We start from the raw sequence: 22,614 nt of genomic DNA, 5'->3' as shown, positions 1-22,614 counted from the left end.
GGGCGGGCTGTCAAGGAAGGGCAGCCGGAAGGGGAATGGCGGAGATGATCACCACCGCCTCGGCATAGGGGTATTCGTCCGTCATGGTGAGGCTGACCTGGGCGGCGTGCCCCGGCGGCGTCATGGCCGCCAGCCGTTCCGCCGCCCCGCCCGTCATGCGCAGGGTGGGCTGGCCGGAGGGCAGGTTCACCACCCCCAGGTCGCGCCAGAACACCCCGGCACGGAAGCCCGTGCCCAATGCCTTGGAGGCCGCCTCCTTGGCCGCGAAGCGCTTGGCATAGGTGGCCACCCGCGTCCGCTCGCCCCGGCGCTCCGCCTTGGCGCGCTCCTGCTCGGTGAAGATGCGGGAAAGGAATCGGTCCCCGTGCCGCGCGATGGTGCGCTCGATCCGGCGGATATCCACCATGTCGTTGCCGAGGCCGAGGATCACGACTTCGCCCGCTCCACCTGCTCGATTCCCGGCAGCGCCCGGAGCGCCGCGATGACGCTGGAGAGGTGCCGCAGGTCCTTCACCTCCATGTCCACGTTCAGCTCCGCGAAATCCGGCGCGCGGTGCAGGAAGCGCAGGGACTGGATGCGCGCGTCCTGCTTGGCGATCGCCGTGGTCATGCCCGCGATGGCCGTGCTCTCGTTGGAGGTGATGACCGAGAGGCGGGCGATATGCTCGCCGGCCGCGCCGGGCTCGCTGTCCCAGTCCACGTCGATGAAGCGCTCCGGGGTCGCCGCGAAGGCGTCCAGCGTGTGGCAGCCCTGCTTGTGCACGGTCACGCCCCGTCCGGTGGAGACGATGCCCAGGATGCGGTCCCCGGGAACCGGGTGGCAGCAGCCGGCGAAGTTCACCTCCATGCCGGAGACGAGGCCGGTGATGCCATGGGCGACATCCCTCCCCCGCCCGCGCTGGGGCACGGTGGTGGAGCCGGGCTTCCCACGGGCCCGGGCAAGGGCCAGCGCCTCCAGCGGGCTGACGGCCGGGCGGGGCGGGCCGCGCAGTTCCGGCACGGCGGCGTGCAGCACGTCCCGCGCCGTGATGTTGCCGTTGCCAACGGCGATGCAGAGATCCTCGAAGCTGACCTGCTTCAGGGCCTTCACCGCCGGCTCGGCGATCTTCTCCGAGAAGTCCAGCCCTTCCCCGCGGAAGGCCCGGGCGATGGCCTGGCGACCATTCTCGCGGCTCTCCTCGCGCTGGCGGGCCAGCACGGTGCGCCGGATGCGGGCGCGCGCCTTGCCGGTGACGACGAAGCGTTCCCAGGCCGGGTTCGGCGTGCCGCCGCGCGCCGTGATGATCTCGACCTGGTCGCCATTCTCCAGCTGGTGGCGGAGCGGGACGATGCGGCCATTGATCTTCGCGCCAACGCAGGAATCGCCGATCTGCGAGTGCACGTGGTAGGCGAAGTCCACGGGGGTCGCGCCCCGCGGCAGCGCGATCAGGTCGCCCTTGGGGGTGAAGCAGAAGACCTGGTCCTGGTGGAGGGCGAGCTTCGTGTTCTCCAGGAAGTCCTGCGCCTCCCCGGCATTCTCCAGGATCTCCAGCAGGTCCTTCACCCAGGGAAAGCGCTTGCGGTCGCGGGATGCGTTGACCACCCCGTCCGGGCCCTGCTTGTAGATCCAGTGGGCGGCGACGCCGAACTCAGCCACCTCATGCATCTCCGGCGTGCGGATCTGCACCTCGATCTTTGCGTTCCGCCGCTCCGGCACCGTCACGCCGGTGTGGACGGACTGGTAGCCGTTCGGCTTGGGGGTGGAGATGTAGTCCTTGAAGCGGCCGGGGACGACGCGATAGGCGGAGTGGATGGCGCCCAGGGCGGCGTAGCAGTTCGCCTTGTCATCCGTGATGATGCGGAAGGCCATGATGTCCGAGAGCTGCTCGAACTCCACCTTCTTCGAGTGCATCTTCAGCCAGATGCCATAGGCCGATTTCTCGCGCCCCTGGATGTCGATCACCGGCACCTCGGCGTCCCGCAAGCGGCGGCGGATATCCGCCTTGATCTCCTCGATCAGGTCGGCGCCCTGTCCGCGAAGGTAGGCCAGGCGGGCATTGATGGTCTGGGAGGCATCGGGCTGGAGCTCGCGGAAGGCGCGGTCCTCCAGCTCATCCTTTACGGCCTGCATGCCGATGCGCTCGGCCAGCGGCGCGTAGATCTCCATCGTCTCCCGCGCCGTGCGCATGCGCCGGTGCTGCTGGGGGACGAAGTGAAGGGTCCGCATGTTGTGGGTGCGGTCCGCGAGCTTCACCAGGAGGACCCGGATGTCCTCGCTCATCGCCAGGACGAGCTTGCGGAAGTTCTCGGCCTGCTTGGTCCGCTCGGACTGCAGTTCCAGCCTTGTCAGCTTGGTGACGCCGTCCACGAGCTTCGCGATCTCCGGCCCGAAGTCGCGGGATAGATCCTGCAGCGTGAGCCCGGTATCCTCGACCGTGTCATGCAGCAGGGCGGTGGCGATGGTGGCAGCGTCCAGCCGGTAGCCGGCCAGGATCTGCGCGACGGCGACGGGATGCCCGATATAGGGATCGCCATTGTCGCGCTGCTGATTTCGATGCGCGTGTTCGGCGACGCGGTAGGCCCGGCTGATCATCGCGCCATCCGCCCGGGGGTCGTAGCCCGTGACGAGATCGGCCAATGCCTGGCCGGGATCCGGGCCCAGCCCGGCATCCCCCACCAGATCCTTGCCGGGCGCTGCCTCCTGGGCCGCGTCCAGCCTGCCGGGCGCGCTGCTGGCCACGCCCTCGGGCGCCCGGAAGGGGCCCGTGCCGGCACCGGGGAAGAATGGTATCCCGGTGCCGTCGGTCATCGGATGGTCTGTTTCGCGGTCAGCGGCGGCCGCCGAGCTCGGCCGCGATCGCGGCCTCGAGGTCGTCGCCGGACATGTCCTCGACCTGCATGCCGGCCTCGGCCGCGGTCTCCTCGTTCACGTCCATCACGCCGAAGATGTTCTCGTCCGTGGCGATGAGGTCGATGACCTCCTCCTCCACGGGCTCCGGCTCCGGGGCGCGCAGGAGGGACTTCACGATGTCCTCCTTCAGCCCGTTCAGCTCGACGGTCTGCTCGGCGATCTCGCGCAGGGCGATGACGGGGTTCTTGTCGTTGTCGCGGTCCACCGTCAGCTCATCGCCACGCGAGATGGCGCGGGCGCGCTGGGCGGCGAGCAGGACGAGGTCGAAGCGGTTGGGAACCTGGAGGATGCAGTCCTCGACCGTGACGCGGGCCATACCGGACTCCGAAATTGTGTGCGGGCGAATGGGTCAGATAGACAGCCGCACACCGAAACACAAGCCCGGAAGGCCGGGCTTCGGGGTCAAGCCTCCCCGGCCGCCCGCATGGGGGCGGGCGGCAGGCTGTCCAGGATGGCGCGGACGGTAAGCCCGCTCACCGGATGGGTCCAGCCCGGCCAGAGCTCAGCCAGGGGCACCAGCACGAAACGGCGCAGATGCGCCCGGGGATGGGGGATCACCGGATCGGGCCCGGCCCGGACCAGGCGGCCCATCGCGATGATGTCCAGGTCCAGGGTCCGGGGGGCGTTCGGATAGGGCCGCACGCGCCCCGCGGCGTTCTCGATCGCCTGCAGCGCGGCCAGGAGCCCGGCCGGGTCGGCCTCGCCCCGCAGCCGGGCCGCACCGTTCACATACCAGGGGCTTTCCGGGGCGGGCGGCTCCGGGGCGGTTTCCCACCAGGAGGAGGTCGCGACGAGGGAAAGGCCGCAAACCCCGTCCAGCGCCGCCGCGGCCGCCCGGCAGCTCGCCAGCGGCGCCGCGCCATCCGCCCCGGGCAGGTTGGCGCCAATGGCGATGATGGTGTCCCCCGCCGGGTCGCCCATGCCGTGCCTCATGGCATCAGGCGGAGTAGCGCTGCTCCAGCCAGGGATCGCCCCGGTCGTGATAGCCGCGCACCTCCCAGAAGCCCGGCCGGTCCTGCGCGATCAGGGAGATGCGCCGGATCCATTTCGGGCTCTTCCAGAAATAGAGATGGGGCACCACCAGCCGCAGCGGGCCGCCATGCTGGCGGGTCAGCGGCTTGCCCTCCCAATGGGTGGCCAGCAGGTTCTCCGGGCGGTCGAGATCGGCCAGGGGAAGGTTGGTCGTGTAGCCGTCATGCGACTCCATGGTCACAAAGGCGGCCTCGCGGCGCGGCCTGGCCTGGGCCAGCAGGGCGGTGATCGAGATGCCGCGCCAGTCATTGTCGTAGCGGGACCACTGGGTCACGCAATGGATGTCGTTCCGGCGCTCCTCCTGCGGCAGCGCCATCAGCTCCGCCCAGGAGAGGGAGAGCGGGTTCTCCACCAGCCCATCGATATCCAGCCGGGCCGCCGCCTCCGCGACGGCGGGCTGGATGCCAAGGTCCAGCACCGGCCAGTCCGTGACGAGGCGCTGCCCGGGTGGCAGCCGGTCCCGGTCGGGCGTGGAGGTCATGCCGGTGAGGAGCCTGCCCTCCCCCGCCCAGCGCTCCTTCGTCCGGACGAGCTTTTCCTTGATGCCCCCCTGGGCGGCTTCCTGGCTGGCCCCGGAGGTGGCCTCGGGGCCCATCCCGGTTTCGGTCGTGTCGGTCATGCGGGAGAGGTGCGCCCAGCCGGCGCCGGATGCAACGGGTTCCCGCGGCAGGGCTTCTTGCTGCATGCGCATAACGGACAACCTTGGCGGAGGGCCGGGCCCCCGGCCCGGGATCCTGGTGGGCCAGGGCCATCTTCCTGCCTCGCCGGCGCTCTATGGCTTTGGCGAACGGCGGGTGCCGAAGGGTAACAGGGAATGGGGCATGGCCAGGTTCACGCCTAAAATCATGCAGTGCATGAAGCGATTCCGATGACAGCCCCCGCCTTCACCACGCGCCGGGGCACGAGCAGGCTCATCCTGGGCGCCCTGGCCGGTGCCCTCCCCGCCGGCTGCGCCTTCCAGCCCGATGCGATCCCGGGCATCGCCGCCGGCCCCAACCGCTTCCGCGAAGCCGCGCCCGGCGCCCCGGTGCGCTGGCCGGACCCGAACTGGTGGCGCGGCTATGGCTCGGTGGAGCTGGAGCGGCTGATGCGCCGCATGGCCAGCGACAATCTGGACTTGGCCGCGGCCGCTGCCCGGGTGCGGCAGGCCGACGCCTCGGCCCGGATCGTCGGTTCCGCCCTGCTGCCCCTGGTGACGGCCGGGGGAAGCGCGCAGCGTAGCCAGAGTGGCGGCGGCGCCCGCGCCGTGACGAGCTACTCGGCCGATCTCGCCGCCTCCTACGAGGTGGATTTCTGGGGCCGCAATCGCAACAACGCCGAATCGGCGCGGCTCGCGGCAGTCGCCCGGCGCTTCGACCTGGGCACCGCGCTCATCACCGCCGAGGCATCGGTCGCCAACACCTATTTCGCCATCCTGGAGGCGCGGGAGGCGCTGCGCATCCAGCAGGCCAATCTCAGCGCGGCGCGCCGGGTGCTTTCCGTCATCCGCCAGCAGGTGGCGGCCGGGACGGCCACCGGCCTCGACCTCGCCCAGCAGGAGACGGTGGTGGCCCAGCAGGAGGCGGCGGTGCCGCCGCTGCGCCAGTCCATCGCGGAGAACACGGCCGCGCTTGCCGTGCTGCTCGGGCTCGCGCCTGTCGAGCTGGAGGTCACGGGCGAGGGCTTCCGGGGACTGGACGTGCCCTCCCCCACCCCCGGCCTGCCTTCCGCGCTGCTGGCCCGGCGGCCGGACGTGCTGGCGGCGGAAGCCACCCTCGCCTCGGCCAATGCGAATGTCGCGGCGGCGCGCGCAGCCCTCTTTCCCTCGGTGAACCTTTCGGCCCAGGGCGGATTCCAGTCGCTTCTCCTCGGCACGCTTCTCCGGCCGGAGGCCCAGTTCTACTCGATCGCGGCCAGCATCGCGCAGACCATCTTCGATGGCGGCGCGCTGCGGGGCCAGGTGGAGCTGGCCCGCGCCCAGCAGGCCGAGCTGCTGGTCCTCTATCGCCAGGCCATCCTCTCCGCCCTCTCCGATGTGGAAAGCGCGCTGGCGGCCCTGCGCGAAACGACGGATCAGGAGCGGCTCCTGCGGGAGGCCGAGGCCCGTGCCCAGCGCGCCTATTCCATCGCCGAGGAACAGCTGCGCGGCGGCATCATCAATCTCATCACGCTGCTGAACACCCAGTCCACGCTCTTCAGCGCGCGGCGAAACCTCTCCAGCGCGCGGCTCGCGCGGTTCCAGGCCTCTGTCGGCCTGTTCCGCGCCCTGGGCGGCGGTTGGGGTGCCGGCGTCGCTGTCCCGGAGGTCGCCCTATGAGGCGCGGTTTCGCCTGGATCGTCACCCTCGTCATCCTCGCGGGCGTGGGCGGGGCCGGATGGTGGTGGTGGCAGGGCCGCGAGGCCGGGCGGGACCCGAGCACGGCCCGCGACCAGGCCGAGGCCCAGGGCCCGCAGGGTTCCGCCCCGCCACAGGGGCCCGGCGCGGCACGCCAGGGCGGCGGGCCCGGCGGCGCGCGCCGTCGGCCCGGTGGCGGGATCGCCGTGCCGGTGACGGTGGCCGAGGCGACGCGGCGCGACCTGGCCCTGACAGTGGATGCGCTCGGCACGGTGGTGCCCCTCGCCAGTGTCGTGGTCCGCACGCAGCTCGACGGCCAGCTCATGGAGGTGAATTTCCGCGAGGGCCAGGAGGTGGAGGAGGGCGCGGTGCTGGCGCAGGTGGATGACCGCACCGTGCAGGCCTCGCTGCAGCAGGCCGAGGCCAAGAAGGCCTATGACCAGGCGCAGCTGGCCAATGCCCGGGTGGACCTGCAGCGCTACCAGAGCCTCGCCCGCGGCGCGGGCGTGACCCAGCAGCAGGTGGACACCCAGCGCGCCCAGGTGGCCATGCTGGAGGCGCAGGTCCGCCAGGACGACGCGGCGATCGCGCAGGCGCGGACTCAGCTGAGCTACGCCACCATCCGCTCCCCCATCGCGGGGCGGGTGGGCATCCGGCAGGTCGATCCCGGCAATGTCGTCCGCAGCTCCGATGCGAATGGCATCGTGACCGTGACGCAGATGTCGCCCATCGGCGTGACCTTCACCCTGCCGCAGCAGGAATTGCCCCGGCTGATGCGGGCGCTGGCCAGCGGCCCCGTGCCGGTGCAGACCCTGCCTGGCCCGGGCAATGCCCCCGTGCTCCACGGGACGGTGCTCACGGTGGACAACGCGGTGGAATCCACCACCGGCACCATCCGGGCCAAGGCCGTCTTCGAGAACGAGGACCGCGCGCTCTGGCCCGGCGCCTTCGTGAACCTGCGCCTGCGGATCGAGGTGCTGCCCCAGGCAACGGTGGTGCCGCTGGTGGCCATTCAGCGCGGGCCGGAGGGCAGCTATGCCTTCGTCGTCGGCGAGGACCGGCGGGTGGAGCAGCGCCCGGTCACCGTGGGCCAGACGACGCTGGCGGATGCGGTGGTGCAGAACGGCCTGCGCCCGGGCGAGCGGGTGGTGACCTCCGGTGGGCTGCGGCTGAGCGCGGGCACGACGGTGGCCGTGGCCGATGACGGTGCCCCCGCCCGCCCGCCAGGCAACCGCCCGCGCCGCACGGCGGATGCGCGGGAGATCCCGAATTGAACATCTCCGCCCCCTTCATCTCGCGGCCGGTGGCGACCACGCTGCTCTCCATCGCCGTGCTGCTGGTGGGGATCTGGGGCTATCTGCGCCTGCCCGTCTCATCGCTGCCGGAGGTGGAATTCCCGACCATCGAGGTTTCCACCCAGCTCCCCGGCGCCTCCCCGGACACGGTGGCGCTGCTGGTCACCGCCCCGCTCGAACGGCAGCTCGGCCAGATCGCCGGCATCAGCGTGATGACGTCTTCCTCCGGCCCGGGAACGAGCCGGATCGCGCTGCAATTCGCGCTGGACAAGAACATCGACGAGGCGGCGCAGGACGTGCAGTCGGCGCTGGATGCCGCGCGCGGCACCCTGCCCTCCACCCTGCCCTATCCGCCGACCTATGCGAAGGTGAACCCGGCGGACCCGCCGATCATCACCCTGGCCCTCACCTCCGACACGCTGCCCATCGCCCGCCTTTCCGACACGGCGGACACGCTGCTGGCGCAGAAGCTGGCGCAATCCGCCGGTGTCGGGCGCGTGACGGTGCAGGGGAACATGCGCCCGGCCATCCGGATCCGCATCGATCCCGCGCGCCTCGCCGCCTACGGGCTTTCCATGGCCGATGTCCGCACGGCGGTGACGGGCGCCAACGCCAACACGCCGAAAGGTTCGCTGGACGGGGCACGCCAGGCCTCCACCATCATGGCGAACGACCAGATCAACGCGCCTTCCGAATTCGCCGACATCATCGTGGCCTACCGCAACGAGGCACCCGTGCGGCTGCGCGACCTCGGCCAGGCGATCGAGGGGCTGGAGAACGACCGCAATGCCGCCTGGCTGAATGGCCGTCCCGCCGTCATCCTCGATGTGCAGCGCCAGCCCGGCGCGAATATCGTGGACACCGTCGCACGCATCCGTGCCCAGCTGCCGGATCTGGAACGCGGACTGCCCGCGGGGATCCGCATGTCCATCGTCTCGGACCGGACGGAAACGATCCGCGCCTCGGTGCATGAGGTGCAGCTGACCCTGGTGCTCTCCACCGTGCTGGTGGTGGCGGTGATCTGGCTCTTCCTGCATTCCGGGCGCGCGACCATCGTGCCCGCCGTCTCCCTGCCGCTCTCCATCATCGGCACCTTCGCCGTGATGGATTGGCTGGGCTTCTCGCTCGACAACCTTTCCCTCATGGCGCTGGTGATCGCGACGGGCTTCGTCGTGGACGACGCCATCGTGATGATCGAGAACATCGTCCGCCATATCGAGGAGGGGATGGAGCCCGTGGCAGCCGCCTATGAGGGCGCGCGGGGCATCGCCTTCACCATCATCTCCCTCACCGTCTCGCTCATCGCCGTCTTCATCCCGCTGCTGTTCATGGAAGGGGTTGTCGGGCGGCTGTTCCGGGAATTCGCGGAGACGCTGACGGCCACCGTGCTCGTCTCCATGGTCGTTTCCCTCACCCTCACCCCCATGATGTGCGCCCTGCTGCTGCGCCCGGCTTCCGGCAGGAAGGGATGGGTTGCCCGCGCTTCTGACTGGGTGTTCGACGGGATGCTGGCCGCCTATCGCCGCGCCCTGGTGGTGACGCTGCGGGCACAGGGCCTGACCCTCCTGGTGGCGCTGGGCACGGTGGTCCTGACCGGCTGGCTCTACGTGGTCATGCCCAAGGGCTTCCTGCCCGCCCAGGATACCGGCCTGATCCAGATCGCCACCGAGGCCCCGGGCGACGTCTCCTTCGCGCGCATGTCCGCGCTGCAACGCCAGGTCGCGGAGATCGTGCGTGCCGATCCGGCGGTGGAGGCCGTCACCTCCGTAGTGGGTGCCGGCACGGTGAACGCCACGCTGAATGGCGGGCGCGTCACGGCGGTGCTTCGCCCGCGGGACGAGCGGAGCGAGACCGCGCAGGAGGTCATCGCACGGCTGGCGCCCCGGCTGGCCGGCATCCCCGGCATCGTCTCCTATCCCCAGGCGGTGCAGGACATCCAGATCGGCGCCCGCGCCAGCACCACCCAATACCAGTACACCATCGTGAATGCCGACGCGGCGGAGCTGGCGGCCTGGTCCCCGCGCATCCTCGAAGCGCTGCGCGGCCTGCCCGCGCTGATCGACCTCTCCAGCGACCAGCAGCAGGAAGGGCTGCGCATCACGGTGGAGGTGGACCGCGCCCGGGCCGGCCGGCTGGGCGTGACCATGCAGGCCATCGACGACGCGCTCTACGACGCCTTCGGCCAGCGCCAGATCTCCACGATCTATGCCGCGAACAACCAGTACCGGGTGATCCTGGAGGCGAGCGAGGACTTCCTGGCGGACCCCACCAAGCTCGGCCTGCTTCGCGTGGCCGGCAGCACGGACGGTACCGCCGCCGTGGTTCCCCTTTCCGAAATCGCGCGCATCGGCCGGGGCAGCGGGCCGCTCCAGGTGACGCGGGAGAACCAGTTCCCCGCCGTGACCTATTCCTTCAACCTGGCCGAAGGCGTCTCGCTCGGCCATGCGGTGGAGGCGATCCAGGGGGCGATGCGCCAGCTCGGCGTCCCCTCCACCATCACCGGGCGCTTCGCCGGGGATGCGGCGGAATTCAGTGCCTCCCTCCGCAGCCAGCCCTGGCTGATCCTGGCGGCGGTCGTCGTGATCTACATCACCCTGGGCGTGCTGTATGAAAGCCTGGTCCATCCGCTGACCATCCTCTCCACCCTGCCCTCCGCCGGCATCGGGGCGTTGCTGGCGCTGGAGCTGTTCGGGCTCGACCTCTCGATCGTCGGGATCATCGGCATCCTTCTGCTCATGGGCATCGTGAAGAAAAACGCGATCATGATGATCGACTTCGCCCTGGACGCGCAGCGCGAGCGCGGGATGGCCCCGCGGGAGGCGATCTTCGAGGCGGCGATCCTCCGCTTCCGCCCGATCACCATGACCACCCTCGCCGCCCTTCTCGGCGCGCTGCCCCTCGTGCTCGGGCATGGCGCGGGGTCCGAGCTGCGCCTGCCACTCGGCGTGTCCATCGTGGGCGGGCTCATCCTGTCGCAGTTCGTCACGCTCTTCACCACGCCCTCGGTCTATCTCGCGCTCGAATGGGTGCGGGCGCGGCTGCAGCGGCCCCGCGCCGCGGCGGCGCCGGCGGCCCCGGCGGAATGAACCTCTCCGCCCCCTTCATCGCGCGGCCCATCGCCACCTCGCTGCTGGCGATCGGGCTGGCGCTGGTCGGGCTGGTGGCCCTGTTCCGCCTGCCCGTGGCTTCCATGCCCAGCGTGGACATCCCGACCATCGTCGTGAGCGCGAGCCAGCCCGGCGCGAGCCCGGAGACCATGGCCAGCACCGTGGCCGCGCCCCTGGAGCGCCGGCTGGGCACCATCCCCGGGGTGACGGAGATGACCTCCTACTCCTCCCTGGGCAGCACGCGGATCATCATCCAGTTCGACCTCGCCCGCACGCAGCGGGAGGCGGCGCAGGACGTGCAGGCGGCGGTGAACGGGGCGCGGCAGGACCTGCCCTCGGGCCTGCCCAACCCACCCACGATCCGCAAGATCAACCCGGCCGACGCGCCGATCATGATCCTGGCCATGACATCGGAGACCCAGTCCGGCCCCGCGGTCTATGACATCGCGGACAGCCTGGTGGCGCAGCGCCTCGCCCAGGTGCCGGGCGTGGCGCAGGTGGAGGTCAGCGGCGGCGACCAGCCGGCGGTGCGCGTGGCGGTGGATCCCTCCGCCATCGCCTCCGCCGGCATTTCCATGGAGCAGGTGCGCCTCGCCATCACGCGCGCCAACGTCACCCAGGCCACGGGCTTCATCGAAGGGCCGGAGCAATCGGCCGCCATCCGCACCAATGACCGGATCGACGGCGCCGATGCCTACAGGGAGATCGTGCTGAAGGCCGAAGGGGGCGCCATTGTCCGCCTGGCCGACATCGCGCGCGTGGAGGATGGCACGCGGAGCCGCCGCCAGGCCGGCTGGTTCAACGGCAGGCCTGCCATCCTGCTGATGGTGCGCAAGCAGGCCGAGGCGAATGTGATTGACGTGCTGGACGGCATCCGCGCCATGATCCCGCAGGTTGAATCCTGGGTTCCGGCCGGCGTGCGGCTGGAGGTGCTGAGCGATCGCTCCACCACGATCCGCGCCTCGGTGGAGGAGGTACGCTTCACCCTCATCATCACCATCGCCCTGGTGGTGGCGGTGGTGGCCGTGTTCCTGCGGCGCTGGGCGCCCATCCTCGCCGCCAGCGCCGCCGTGCCGCTCTCCCTGCTCGGCACCGTCGCGGTGATGTGGTGGATCGGCTACTCATTCAACAATCTATCCCTGATGGCGCTGACGATCTGCGTGGGCTTCGTCGTGGACGACGCCATCGTGATGATCGAGAACATGGCGCGCCACCGCGAGCGCGGCCTGGGGCCGATCGAGGCCGCGACGGTCGGGGCGCGGGAAATCGGCTTCACCGTCCTCTCCATCACCATCTCGCTCATCGCGGTCTTCATCCCGCTCCTCGCCATGGGCGGCATCATCGGGCGCATCTTCCGGGAGTTCTCCGTCACCCTGGCCGTGGCCGTCGCCATCTCCGGCATCGTCTCCCTTACCCTCACGCCCATGATGGCGGGCTGGATGGAGCGGACGGGGCCGGAGAAGCCCCCCGGTCTTCTCGCGCGCTGGTTCGAAGGCGAGCTGGCCGCCACCGCGCGCGGCTACATCCGCAGCCTGGCCTTCCTCCTGCGCTTCCGCTGGCTGATGCTGCTGGCCACCTTCGGGCTGATGGCGCTGACGGTCTGGCTCTACATGATCGTGCCCAAGGGCTTCCTGCCGACCCAGGACACCGGCCTTCTCTCCGGCAGCACCCAGGCCGCGCCCGATACCTCCTTCGCGACGATGGAGGCCCTGCAGCGCCGGGTGGTGGAGATCATCACGGCCGATCCGGCGGTGGACACGGTGGGCGCCACCGTGGGCAGCGGCGGCGGCCAGGGCGCCTCGAACCGCGGCAGCATCTACATCACCCTCAAGCCGCGCGAGCAACGGGACGTCTCCTCCGAGCAGGTGATCGCACGCCTGCGCGCGCCGCTGAACCGCATCGCCGGCGCCGCCGTCTTCCTGCGGAGCAACGAGGACATCCGCATCGGCGGGCGGTCGGATGCGGGTCGCTTCTCCTATGTGCTCCTGGGCAACAGCATCGAGGAGCTGCGCGAATGGACGCAGACCCTGGTGCAGGCATTGCGTCAGGTGCCCGGCATCAACGATGTGAGCAGCGACCAGGACCGCTCCGGCCTGGTCACGCGGGTGGAGGTGGACCGCGCGGCCGCGGCGCGGCTGGGCGTGGCGCAGAGCGAGATCAACGCGACGTTGAACAACGCCTTTTCCCAGCGACAGGTCTCGACCATCTACCGCGCCCGCAACCAGTACCGCGCGGTGCTGGAGATCGATCCCGAGCTGCAGCAGGGTCCGCCCGACCTCTCCCGCATCTTCCTGCCCGGCGCGGGCGACATCCAGGTTCCCCTTTCCGCCATCGCGCGAGTGGTGCCGGCCTCCGCTCCCCTGGCGGTGACCCATCAGGGCGGCTTCCCCGCAGCCTCCATCTCCTTCAACCCTGAGGAGGGAATGACCGTGGCGGAGATCCAGACGCTGATCGAGGACGTGCAGCGCCAGGTGCGCATGCCCAGCACCATCCGCGCCCAGTTCGGCGGCAATGCCGCGGCCGCCCAGTCCTTCACCCGGGACATGCCGCTGCTCATCCTCGGGGCCTTCCTGGCCATCTATGTCGTGCTCGGCGTTTTGTATGAGAGCTTCATCCACCCGGTCACCATCATCTCCACCCTGCCCACGGCCGGGCTGGGAGCGCTGCTCGCGCTGCTCGCGACGAACACCCCGCTCACCGTGGTGGCGCTGATCGGCGTGATCCTGCTGCTGGGCATCGTGAAGAAGAACGCCATCATGATGGTGGACTTCGCCCTGGAGCATGAGCGCACCGTGGGCGGCAGCAGCGAGGAAGCCATCCTCGCCGCCTGCCGGGAACGCTTCCGGCCCATTCTGATGACCACGCTGGCCGCCCTGCTCGGCGCCGTGCCCCTGTCGCTCGGCACCGGCACGGGTTCGGAGCTGCGCTCGCCGCTCGGCATCGCCATCATCGGTGGGCTGGTCGTCTCCCAGGTGCTGACGCTCTACACCACTCCGGTGGTCTACCTGGCGCTGGACCGGCTGCGCTGGCGCGACCGTCCCGTCGCGCTGCCTGCCCCGGCGGAATAGGCGGGGCTTGCCGGGCGGCCGGATCGCGGGCCTCCTGCGGCCCCGTCCCATTCGGAGCATTGCCTTGGACAAGATCAGCGCCGCCGCGGAACGCCTCGCCCGGGCCCGTGGCGGGCCACCGCTGGCGGAGCTCGACCCGGCCCTCCGCCCCGCGTCGCTGGCCGAGGCGGAGGCCATACAGAACGCGACCTTCCATGCCCTGGGCGAGAGCCCCGGCGGCTGGAAGCTGGGCCGGCAGGGCGAGCACCTGTTCTCCGCCCCGATCCCTGACTCCCGAATCCTCGTGGAGCCGGGCGAGCAGCCCATCCCCATGCCGCCGGTGCGCTTCATCGAGCTGGAGCTTGCCCTCTCCTTCCCCGGAGCCATGGCGCCCGCCGGGGCCGCCGCGCTGACCGTGGAGTCCCTGCCCCGCCTCGCGCGGCTCGCAGTGCTCCTCGAACTCGTGCAGCCGCGCTTTGAGCCGGATCTGGAAACCGGGCCGCTGGACCGGATCGCCGAGTGCCTGGGCAATCATGGCGCTGTCATCCGGACAAGCCGGGCACCCTGGTCGCTGGACATGCTCGACGCCCCGCCCCCCGTCCGCCTGTCCCAGGATGGCGTGGTGATCGCCACGCGCGAGGGCCCGCATGTGGCCGCCCCGCTGCGGCCCCTCCTGGAGGAATGGCTCGGCCGCATCCGCCGCGAGGGCCGCGGCATAGGCGCCGGGGAGGTGGTGACGCTGGGCAGCCTGACAGGAATGCCGGCCATCCCCGCAGGCGGCGCACGCTATCTCGGGGAGATCGAGGGGCTGGAGCCGCTGGCCTGCGTGGTGGCGCCAGCCTGATAGCTGCGGGCGATTGGGGCGGGCGACCAGGGGGGCGATTGAGGCGCGCTAGCCCCGGTCGCGCATCACCCGCGCCTTGTCCCGCTTCCAGTCGCGCTCGGCGATGGCTTGGCGCTTATCCGCCTTCGACTTGCCCTCGGCCAATCCGAGGGTGAGCTTGGCCACGCCGCGATCGTTGAAATGGATGTCCAGCGGCACCAGCGTCGCGCCCTCGCGCGAGACGGCGCCGGCCAGGGTGGCGACCTGGTTCTTGTGGAGCAGCAGCTTGCGCGGCCGGCGCGGCTCGAACTTCGCCACCACCGACCCGGCCTGCCATTCGGGGATGTAGAGGTTGAAGATCCACATCTCCCCGTCCCGCTCGCCCGCCCAGGCCTCGGTCAGGGTCGCGCGCCCGGCGCGGAGGCTCTTCACCTCCGGGCCGACGAGGACGATCCCGGCCTCATAGGTCTCGTTGATCTTGTAGTCGAAGCGGGCCTTGCGGTTCTGCGCGGCGACGCCGTGGCTGATCAGGGCTTTCTTGCGGGGTTCGGCCATCGTTTCCGTCTTGGGGTCAGTTCAGCAGCCCCGCGCCCGTCAGGGCGGCGCGCACGCGGTCCTTCGAGGACTGGGCGATCGGGGCCATGGGCAGGCGGCAGAATTCGCTGCCCTTGCCGAGCAGGCTCGCGGCAAACTTCACCGGGCCCGGGGAGGTTTCACAGAACATGGCGTCATGCACCGGCAGCAGCCGGTCCTGGATGGCCATGGCATCCTGCACACGTCCATCGGCCCAGGCATCATGCATGTCCCGGCACTGGCGCGGGGCGATGTTGGCGGTCACGCTGATGCAGCCCGCCCCGCCGACGGCCAGGAAGGCGAGCGCCGTATGGTCCTCGCCCGAGAGCTGGCAGAAATCCGGGCCGCAGGCGGCGCGGGTGTGCAGCGGGCGGGTGAGGTTCGCCGTCGCGTCCTTCACGCCCACGATGTTCGGGTGCCGCGCCAGCCGCGCCATGGTCTCGACGCTCATGTCGATCACGCTGCGCGGGGGGATGTTGTAAATGACCACGGGAATGTCCGCGGCATCCGCCACCGCCTTGAAGTGCAGGTACATGCCCTCCTGGGTGGGCTTGTTGTAATAGGGGGTCACGACCAGCACCCCATCCGCGCCGGCCTGCTTCGCATGGCGGGTCAGCGCCACCGCCTCGGCCGTGCTGTTGGAGCCGGCCCCGGCGATCACGGGCACGCGCCCCGCCGCGGCCTCCACGCAGAGTTCCACCACGCGCTGGTGCTCCTCATGCGAGAGCGTCGGGCTTTCGCCGGTGGTGCCGACGGGGATCAGGCCCTGGGTGCCTTCGGCGATCTGCCATTCCACTAGCTCCTGGAAGGCGCGCTCGTCCAGCCGGCCGTCCTGGGCCATCGGCGTGATGAGGGCGACGAGCGAACCCTTGAACATGCGGGGCGTTTCCTGCGGGCGGGAGGCGGATATGGGATGCCGGCGCCCGTCGCGCCAGCCGGACCGGATTACGCGCCACGCCGGGCCGGAACAAGGGCGCAGCCCTCCTGGGGCCGAAACAGGGCGGTTTTCACCCGCTGGAGCCATCCGGACCCGCCATCCCGACGCATGAGGAACAGCATGAACGACGAGACGACCCGCCGCGGCCTCGCCCTCCTTGGCCTCGCCCTCGCTGTCGCCCCCGCTATCGCGCCCGCCCCTGCCCGGGCGGATGACGACGACGATGATGATCGCGGCCGCCGCCGGCTGAGCCCCCTCGGTGCCCGGCGCCGCGACGGTGACGACGATGAGGATGACCGGCGCGGCTACCGCACCACCCGCCGTGGCGACGACGACGACGATGACCGGCGCCGGCGCGGCCTGCTGCCCCGGAGGGGCCGCGAGCGGGACGATGACGACGACTGAACGGGCGGCCTGCCACCAGGGCCGATGCATCCGGGGCTGACGCATCGTGGGTCTTGCCAGCGCGGCAGCGGCGCCCGAGTTTGCGCCGCCACCGCCGGAACCTGCCCATGCCCCTGATGGCCCCTCGCCGCCCCCGCGCCGTGCCGCGGCTCGCGCTGCTGCTCGGGTTCGGGCTTGCTGCCACATCGCTGCCTTCCGCCCAGGCCCAGCCCTGGGCGAGCGAGGCGCAGCGTGCCGCCGGGCGCGCTGCGCTGGGGCTCGCCAACGGGTCCCGCCATGCCGCCGCTGCCGAAACCGCGGCACAGGCGGACCCCGTGGTGCGGAAGATCACTGCCTGGCTGCGGCTGTTGCAGCGCGGGCAGGCCACTCCGGGGGAGCTGGTCGCCTGGGTGGCGGCCAATCCCGACTGGCCCCTGCCCCAGACGATGAACCGGCGGGTCGAAGACGCGCTGGCCGCCGATCCCGACGACGCCCTCGCCCTGGCTCATTTCCGCCGCAACCCGCCCCTGACCCTCGGGGGCGCGCAACGCTACGCGGATGCTCTGGCGCGCTCGGGCGACGACACCCGCGCGCGTGAGGTGATCCGCACCGCCTGGGCGGGTGGGTTGGAGGATGCCGGCGTGGAGACCGCCTTCGCCGAGCGTCACGCGGCCATCCTCACGCCGGAGGACCGCTGGCGGCGCTTCGACCGGTTCTTCCTGTCCCGCGACCTCGGGGACGCTGCGCGGGCCGCCGCCTGGGTCGATCCCGGGCGGCGCGGCCTGGCCGATGCGCGGCTCGCGATCGCCACGGAGCGGGCGGCGCCCGTAACGGCGGGGGATGATCTCGGCCTGCTGGCCGCCAGCGCCCGGGTGCTGCGGCGGCAGGACCGGGATGCCGAGGCCGCTGCCGCCTGGGCCGCCGCCGCCCCGTTGCAGCGCGACCTGCCGCCTGAAGCGGCGAAGGCCATCTGGAACGAACGGCATGTCCTCGCGCGCAAGCTGGTCCGGCTCGGGCAGGACCGGCCTGCGTACCAGGTCGCCTCCCAGCACGGCCAGGCCGAGGGAGAGGGAAGGCTGGACGCCGAGTTCCTCGCGGGCTGGATCGCCCTGCGGCGGCTGAACGAGCCGGCCCTGGCGGCCCGCCACTTCGTCACGCTCGGCGAAAACAGTGCCAGCGTGATCACCCGCGCCCGCTCCGCCTATTGGGAAGGCCGGGCGCTGGCGGCGAGCGACCCCGCCCGCGCCCGGGGCCGCTTCGGTGAAGCCGCCCAGCTCGGCACGGCGTTCTACGGGCAGCTCGCCGCCCTCGCGCTGGGAGAGGACGAGGCGCAGCTCTCCGCCCGGATCCGCGCCATCGCGCCGCCCCAGCCCACGGAGGAGGCCCGGCGGCTCTTCCTCGGGCGGGAGCTGGCGTCGGCGGCGGCGGCACTCGCCGATCTCGGGGACCACCGCCGCGCACGCCTCTTCCTGCTTCGCATGGAGGAGCTGGCGGCCGATCCTGCGGACCGCGTGCTGATCGCGCAGCTGGGCATGAGCCTGGGGCGGCCCGATCACGCCGTGTGGATCGCCCGGCGCGCCGGCGCGGACGGGGTGATGCTGCTGCCGGAGGGCTGGCCTACCCCCTACGCCACCCCCTCCGCCGTGCTGGAGCCGGCGCTGGTGAATGCGATCGCGCGGCAGGAGAGCAACTTCGACACCGAGGCCGTGTCCTCGGCCAATGCGCGGGGGCTGATGCAGCTTCTGCCCGCGACGGCCGCGGCGGTGGCGCGGAAGCTGGGCATCCCGCACCAGACGGGCTGGCTGACCAGCGACCCCGTCCACAACATGCGGCTCGGCTCGCAATACCTGGCCGACCAGATGGCGCGCTTCGAAGGCAACCTCGCCCTGGCCGCCGCCGCTTACAACGCCGGCCCGGGGCGGGTCCGGGAATGGCTGGGCACCTATGGCATGCCCGGCGAAGGCGGGGTGGACGTGATCGACTGGATCGAGATGATCCCCTTCTCAGAGACGCGCAACTACGTGCAGCGCGTGGTGGAGAACGCGGTGGTCTACCGGGCGAGGGAGGCCGGGACAGCCGGCCAGCCCCATCCGCTGAAGCCCTGGATGGCCGGCCCGTGACGCCCGCCACCCGCCGGGTGACGGCCCGGGACGGGCTGGCGCTGCATGCGCTGGACTGGCCTGGGGACGAGCATCGCACGCCCCTTCTCTGTCTTCCGGGAATCTGCCGCACCGCGCGGGATTTCGAGCTGTTCGCGCGCCGCCATGCCGGCCGCCGGCGCGTGGTGGCGCTGGACTACATGGGCCATGGCGAGAGCGGGCGCGCGGCCGACCTCTCCCGCTACCGCCCCGAACGCGCGGCGGGGGACATACTGGATGCCTGCGCGGCGCTGCACCTGCCGCGCGCCGTGGTGGTCGGCACCTCCTTCGGGGGGCTGATGACGATGGTGCTGTCCGTCCTGCGGCCCACCCTGCTGCGGGCGGCGGTGCTGAACGACATCGGCCCCGAAATCGATCCGCGCGGGCTTGAGCTGGTGGGCGGCTTCGCGGGGTATGATCCGGGCTTCCGCAGCATCGATGATGCCGTTGCCTATCTCCGCACCATCATGCCGCGCGTTCCCCTTCCCGATGATGAGGCCTGGCGACGCTTCGCCGCCCTTACCTACAAGCCGGGCGAGGATGGGCTGCTGCATCCGCGCTGGGACACGCGCATCCAGCAGGCGATGGAGGCCGGGGGCGGCGCCCCCGATCTCGGCCCGGCCTTCCGGGGCCTGCGCCCCATCCCGGTCATGCTGATCTGGGCGGAGGCGAGCGAGTTCCTCTCGGCCGCGACGGTGCGGACCATGGTGCGGGAGAAGCCGGACCTGGAGCTCGTCACCCTTCCCGGCGCCGGGCACGCGCCCACGCTGGAAGAACCGGAACTGGTGCAGCCCGTGGATGACTTCCTGGACCGCATTCCCTGATGCGCCTGCCGATGATGGTCGCGAGCCTGTGCGGCGTTGGCTTCCTGCGCCCGGCGCCGGGCACATGGGCCTCTGCCCTCGTGCTGCCAGTCGCGCTGCTCGGTCCGGGCTGGTGCCTTGCCTTCGGCATCGGCTTTTCCCTGGCCGGCCTCTGGGCCGTGTCGCGCCTTCCCGCCGCGCAACGGGATCCTTCCTGGGTGGTGGCGGATGAAGGAGCCGGGCAATGCCTGGCGCTCGCCGCCCTGCCGGTGGATGCCTCGGGCTGGTGGATCCTGGCGGCTTTTGCGCTGTTCCGCGCCGTTGATATCGTCAAGCCCGGTCCTGTCGGCTGGGCGGACCGGATGGGAGGGACGCTGAGCGTGATGCTGGACGACATCCTGGCCGGGCTGCTGGCCGGCGCGGCCCTGCTGCTGCCGCGCGCATTGGGGTTGCCGCACTGATGCTTCCCTCCTCCACGCTCGACTCCGCCGCGGCGTTGCTGGTCCTGCTGCGCGATCGGGGCCTGACCTTGGCCACGGCCGAATCCTGTACGGGCGGGCTGATCGCCGGCGCGCTGACCGCCATTCCCGGCTCCTCGGATGTCGTGCTGGGCGGGCTGGTCACCTACTCGAACGCGATGAAGACCCGGCTCCTCGGCGTGCCCGACGACATCCTCTCGGAGGCAGGGGCGGTTTCCGAACCCTGTGCCCGGCAGATGGCGCTCGGCACGCTTCCGGCGACCGGGGCGGACATCGCCGTCGCCGTCACCGGAATCGCCGGGCCAGGAGGCGGCAGCGCGGAGAAGCCGGTCGGCCTCGTCTATATCGGCGTGGCGCGCCGGAACGGCACGACCGAGGTCAGCCGGCATGTCTTTCCGGGAGACCGTTCAGAGGTGCGAGCGGAAACCGTGGCCGCGGCGCTTCAGGCGGTCATGCGGCTGGCCGAATCCGACAGCCGCGATCAATGATGCGCGGGGTGTGGCGCATTTGTCGGCAGGTGTTGCATTCATCCCAGCAAGGCTCCGCTATGGTTGCGCCGGAAGACCTTGGCGCATCGCAGCGGATTCCGGGGCGGCAGATCGTTGGAGATGGATAATGAACTTGTGCCACAGGGCGAAACAGGGGTGCAAGCGCGCACTCGCCCCCCGGACGCACCTGGCATGAATGTTTTCGTCCGGCCCGCCGGCCACTCTGATACCGAGGGTCTCGCGGCCCTCCTTGGCGAGATGCAGGCCCATTATGGCGCGCCGGTGTCGGATGCGGAGGCGCTGGAGACGGCGCGCCTGCTCTGCTCCTTGCCGCCGGAGGGCTTCAACCCCCGCACGCTGCTCGCGATCGAGGAGGACGTGGCCATCGGGTCCTGCGTGCTCAACGTGATGATCCCGGCCGCGGAGCTGCGGAGCTCCCTCTACATCCGTGATCTCTTCGTCTCCGCGCGGGCACGCCGGCGGGGAACCGGGCGGGCCCTGGTGAGCGAGGCGGCGCGACTCGTGCGCGATGGTGGCTTCTGCGCCCTGGACTGGACGACCGACGCGCAGAACATGCCGGCTCGCCGGCTCTATGACAGCGCGGGCGGCCGCGTGATCGGCCGGACCTACTACCGGATCGAGCGCGGCGCCCTCGGCGGATTGCTCGGCGAGGACACCACGCCCGCCGGCCTCAGGCGCGCAGCAGCCGGCGAATAGCGCCGAGCGCGTCCCCGATCATCGCGGCATCGACATCGAGATGGGTGCAGGCGCGCAGGCGCCCACCCAGCGCACTGACCGCGATACCCTCGGCGCGCAGCGCCGCCTGCATCCCGCTGGCGTCCATTCCTGCCCCGGCCGGGTCGAAATAGACCAGGTTCGTGTCCGGCTCCTGGACCACCATCCCGGGGATCTGGCTGAGGCCCGCGGCAAGCGCCCGGGCATTGGCGTGATCCTCCGCCAAGCGGTCGATGTTGTGGTCCAGCGCATAGAGGCAGGCGGCGGCGCAGATGCCGGCCTGGCGCATGGAACCGCCGAGGCGCTGCTTCCATCGCCAGGCCTGCCCGATGAACTCGCTGGACCCGGCGAGCACGGCGCCCAGGGGCGCGCCCAGCCCCTTGGTGAAATCCAGCCACACCGTATCGAAGCCCGCGCACATCTCGGTGGCGGGCACGCCGGCGGCGACGCAGGCATTCATCAGCCGCGCGCCGTCCATATGGGTCGTCCAGCCCTGCTCCCGCGCGATGCCTGTCAGCTCGTTCAGTGTTTCCACCGGCCAGACCGCGCCGCCGCCGATATTGGCGGTCTGCTCGATCTCCAGCACGGTCTGGGGCGGGGAATAGCGGCCGCGCCCGCGAATGGCCGCCCGCAGCGTGTCGGCATCGAACATGCCGCGCGGACCGCGCAGCGGGTGGATCTGCACGCCCGCGATGGCGGCGTGGCTGCCTCCCTCGCTGCTCAGGATATGGGCGCTCTCATGCGCCAGCACCTCGTCGCCCGGGCGGCAATGGGTGTTGATGGCGACCACGTTGCACATGGTGCCGGAGGGCAGGAACATCGCCGCCTCCTTGCCCAGCAGCGCTGCCATCCGGTCGCAGAGCAGATGCACGGTCGGGTCGTCCCCGTGCTGCTCGTCCCCGACCTCGGCCTCCATCATGGCGGCCTTCATCGCCGCGCTCGGGCGGGTCTGCGTGTCGGAGTAGAGGTTGATGCGGATGGGCGGCGCGTTCGGCGCCGGGCGTTCGGGGGCATGGACCATGTGGCTTCTCCGCAGCGATGCGCGGAGGTTCTGCCAGGGGCCAGCCCCGGCGGCCAGGGGGTCAGCCCTGGCCGGTGCTCGGCCGCGCGGTCAGCCCGCCATTCAGCCTTTCCCGCCCGTAAAGCACCATGGCCCGCCGCTCGAAGGCGCGGACCATCAGGCGCACGGCCTCGTTGAACACGGTGCCGATCACGGCCTGGAGCAGGCGGGACTTGAATTCGAAGTCGACGAAGAAATCCACCTCCGTGCCGCCCGGCATGGGGTGGAAGCGCCAGTGGTTGTTCAGGTAGCGGAAGGGGCCGGTGAGGTATTCCACATGCACGTGGTCCGGCCGCTCCAGCGTCACGCGGCTGCGGAAGGTCTCCCGGAACATCTTGAAACCGATGGTCAGGTCCGCGATCAGCTCGTTCTCGTTCTGGGAGATCACGCGGGCACCGACGCACCAGGGCAGGAACTCCGGGTAGCGGCGCACATCCGCCACCAGGTCGAACATCTGCTCCGGCGTGTAGGGAAGCCGCCTCTTTTCCGCATGGGTGGGCATTCCGCGGT

The 22,614-nt window shown here is 71.0% G+C and carries 20 protein-coding genes; 11 read left to right on the top strand and 9 right to left on the bottom strand.

Going from position 1 to position 22,614, the window contains the following annotated elements; translation table 11 throughout:
- Window positions 1-10: 10 nt before the first annotated feature.
- The 5 genes from acpS to J8J14_RS13290 form a co-directional block, all read right to left on the bottom strand.
- Window positions 11-430, bottom strand: a complete 420-nt coding sequence (gene acpS, locus J8J14_RS13310) for a holo-ACP synthase (RefSeq protein WP_209380015.1) — start codon at window positions 428-430, stop codon at window positions 11-13.
- Window positions 427-2,787: a RelA/SpoT family protein gene (locus J8J14_RS13305; protein WP_209380014.1), complete on the bottom strand. Its 2,361-nt coding sequence runs from the start codon at window positions 2,785-2,787 to the stop codon at window positions 427-429. Before J8J14_RS13305 ends, acpS begins: the two co-directional genes overlap by 4 nt.
- A gap of 19 nt (window positions 2,788-2,806) precedes the next feature.
- Complete coding sequence (gene rpoZ / locus J8J14_RS13300) at window positions 2,807-3,205, bottom strand: DNA-directed RNA polymerase subunit omega (protein WP_209380013.1); 399 nt, start codon at window positions 3,203-3,205, stop codon at window positions 2,807-2,809.
- 86 nt (window positions 3,206-3,291) lie between these two features.
- Entirely contained in the window at window positions 3,292-3,822 is a 531-nt protein-coding gene (folK, locus tag J8J14_RS13295; RefSeq protein WP_245215744.1) for a 2-amino-4-hydroxy-6-hydroxymethyldihydropteridine diphosphokinase, read from the bottom strand.
- A gap of 4 nt (window positions 3,823-3,826) precedes the next feature.
- The gene (locus J8J14_RS13290) at window positions 3,827-4,540 is read right to left on the bottom strand and encodes a sulfite oxidase-like oxidoreductase (protein WP_456307518.1); all 714 of its coding nucleotides are present in this window, start codon (window positions 4,538-4,540) and stop codon (window positions 3,827-3,829) included.
- A gap of 249 nt (window positions 4,541-4,789) precedes the next feature.
- Here J8J14_RS13290 and J8J14_RS13285 point away from each other — a divergent pair, with 249 nt between their 5' ends.
- The 5 genes from J8J14_RS13285 to J8J14_RS13265 all read left to right on the top strand — a co-directional run bounded on the left by J8J14_RS13285 (window position 4,790) and on the right by J8J14_RS13265 (window position 14,528).
- Window positions 4,790-6,217 (top strand): efflux transporter outer membrane subunit, encoded by a 1,428-nt coding sequence (locus J8J14_RS13285; protein ID WP_209380012.1) that lies wholly within the window; start codon window positions 4,790-4,792, stop codon window positions 6,215-6,217.
- A complete protein-coding gene (locus J8J14_RS13280; RefSeq protein WP_209380011.1) occupies window positions 6,214-7,509 on the top strand; it encodes an efflux RND transporter periplasmic adaptor subunit in 1,296 nt (431 codons plus the stop codon). The genes J8J14_RS13285 and J8J14_RS13280 overlap by 4 nt, the downstream gene beginning before the upstream one ends.
- Complete coding sequence (locus tag J8J14_RS13275; RefSeq protein ID WP_209380010.1) at window positions 7,506-10,616, top strand: efflux RND transporter permease subunit; 3,111 nt, start codon at window positions 7,506-7,508, stop codon at window positions 10,614-10,616. The genes J8J14_RS13280 and J8J14_RS13275 overlap by 4 nt, the downstream gene beginning before the upstream one ends.
- Window positions 10,613-13,705, top strand: a complete 3,093-nt coding sequence (locus J8J14_RS13270; protein WP_209380009.1) for an efflux RND transporter permease subunit — start codon at window positions 10,613-10,615, stop codon at window positions 13,703-13,705. Before J8J14_RS13275 ends, J8J14_RS13270 begins: the two co-directional genes overlap by 4 nt.
- Before the next feature lie 64 nt (window positions 13,706-13,769).
- Entirely contained in the window at window positions 13,770-14,528 is a 759-nt protein-coding gene (locus tag J8J14_RS13265) for a hypothetical protein (protein ID WP_209380008.1), read from the top strand.
- A gap of 48 nt (window positions 14,529-14,576) precedes the next feature.
- Here J8J14_RS13265 and smpB read toward each other — a convergent pair whose 3' ends face one another.
- Both smpB and dapA read right to left on the bottom strand, forming a co-directional pair.
- Entirely contained in the window at window positions 14,577-15,062 is a 486-nt protein-coding gene (gene smpB, locus J8J14_RS13260) for an SsrA-binding protein SmpB (protein WP_209380007.1), read from the bottom strand.
- A 16-nt stretch (window positions 15,063-15,078) separates the two neighbouring features.
- Entirely contained in the window at window positions 15,079-15,957 is an 879-nt protein-coding gene (dapA, locus tag J8J14_RS13255; protein WP_209380006.1) for a 4-hydroxy-tetrahydrodipicolinate synthase, read from the bottom strand.
- 180 nt (window positions 15,958-16,137) lie between these two features.
- Here dapA and J8J14_RS13250 point away from each other — a divergent pair, with 180 nt between their 5' ends.
- From J8J14_RS13250 to J8J14_RS13225, 6 genes are all read left to right on the top strand, one after another.
- Window positions 16,138-16,422, top strand: coding sequence for a hypothetical protein (locus tag J8J14_RS13250; protein ID WP_209380005.1), 285 nt, complete (start codon window positions 16,138-16,140; stop codon window positions 16,420-16,422).
- Window positions 16,423-16,529: 107 nt separating this feature from the next.
- The gene (locus J8J14_RS13245; RefSeq protein ID WP_245215743.1) at window positions 16,530-18,521 is read left to right on the top strand and encodes a lytic transglycosylase domain-containing protein; all 1,992 of its coding nucleotides are present in this window, start codon (window positions 16,530-16,532) and stop codon (window positions 18,519-18,521) included.
- Window positions 18,518-19,363 (top strand): alpha/beta fold hydrolase, encoded by an 846-nt coding sequence (locus J8J14_RS13240; RefSeq protein ID WP_209380004.1) that lies wholly within the window; start codon window positions 18,518-18,520, stop codon window positions 19,361-19,363. The genes J8J14_RS13245 and J8J14_RS13240 overlap by 4 nt, the downstream gene beginning before the upstream one ends.
- The gene (locus J8J14_RS13235) at window positions 19,363-19,803 is read left to right on the top strand and encodes a phosphatidylglycerophosphatase A family protein (RefSeq protein WP_209380003.1); all 441 of its coding nucleotides are present in this window, start codon (window positions 19,363-19,365) and stop codon (window positions 19,801-19,803) included. Before J8J14_RS13240 ends, J8J14_RS13235 begins: the two co-directional genes overlap by 1 nt.
- Window positions 19,803-20,309 carry a CinA family protein gene (locus J8J14_RS13230; RefSeq protein WP_209380002.1) on the top strand — a complete coding sequence of 169 codons (507 nt, stop codon included), beginning with the start codon at window positions 19,803-19,805 and terminating at the stop codon, window positions 20,307-20,309. Before J8J14_RS13235 ends, J8J14_RS13230 begins: the two co-directional genes overlap by 1 nt.
- A 192-nt stretch (window positions 20,310-20,501) precedes the next feature.
- A complete protein-coding gene (locus J8J14_RS13225; RefSeq protein WP_209380001.1) occupies window positions 20,502-21,026 on the top strand; it encodes a GNAT family N-acetyltransferase in 525 nt (174 codons plus the stop codon).
- Here J8J14_RS13225 and J8J14_RS13220 read toward each other — a convergent pair.
- Together J8J14_RS13220 and J8J14_RS13215 are read right to left on the bottom strand one after the other, a co-directional pair.
- Complete coding sequence (locus J8J14_RS13220; RefSeq protein WP_209380000.1) at window positions 21,001-22,065, bottom strand: threonine aldolase family protein; 1,065 nt, start codon at window positions 22,063-22,065, stop codon at window positions 21,001-21,003. The genes J8J14_RS13225 and J8J14_RS13220 overlap by 26 nt on opposite strands.
- A 61-nt stretch (window positions 22,066-22,126) precedes the next feature.
- A complete protein-coding gene (locus tag J8J14_RS13215; protein ID WP_209379999.1) occupies window positions 22,127-22,606 on the bottom strand; it encodes a type II toxin-antitoxin system RatA family toxin in 480 nt (159 codons plus the stop codon).
- Window positions 22,607-22,614: the final 8 nt, after the last annotated feature.

This window comes from Pararoseomonas baculiformis (genome assembly GCF_017813395.1).
Lineage (GTDB): Bacteria > Pseudomonadota > Alphaproteobacteria > Acetobacterales > Acetobacteraceae > Roseomonas > Roseomonas baculiformis.
This window is presented reverse-complemented; position numbering and strand designations above follow the sequence as displayed.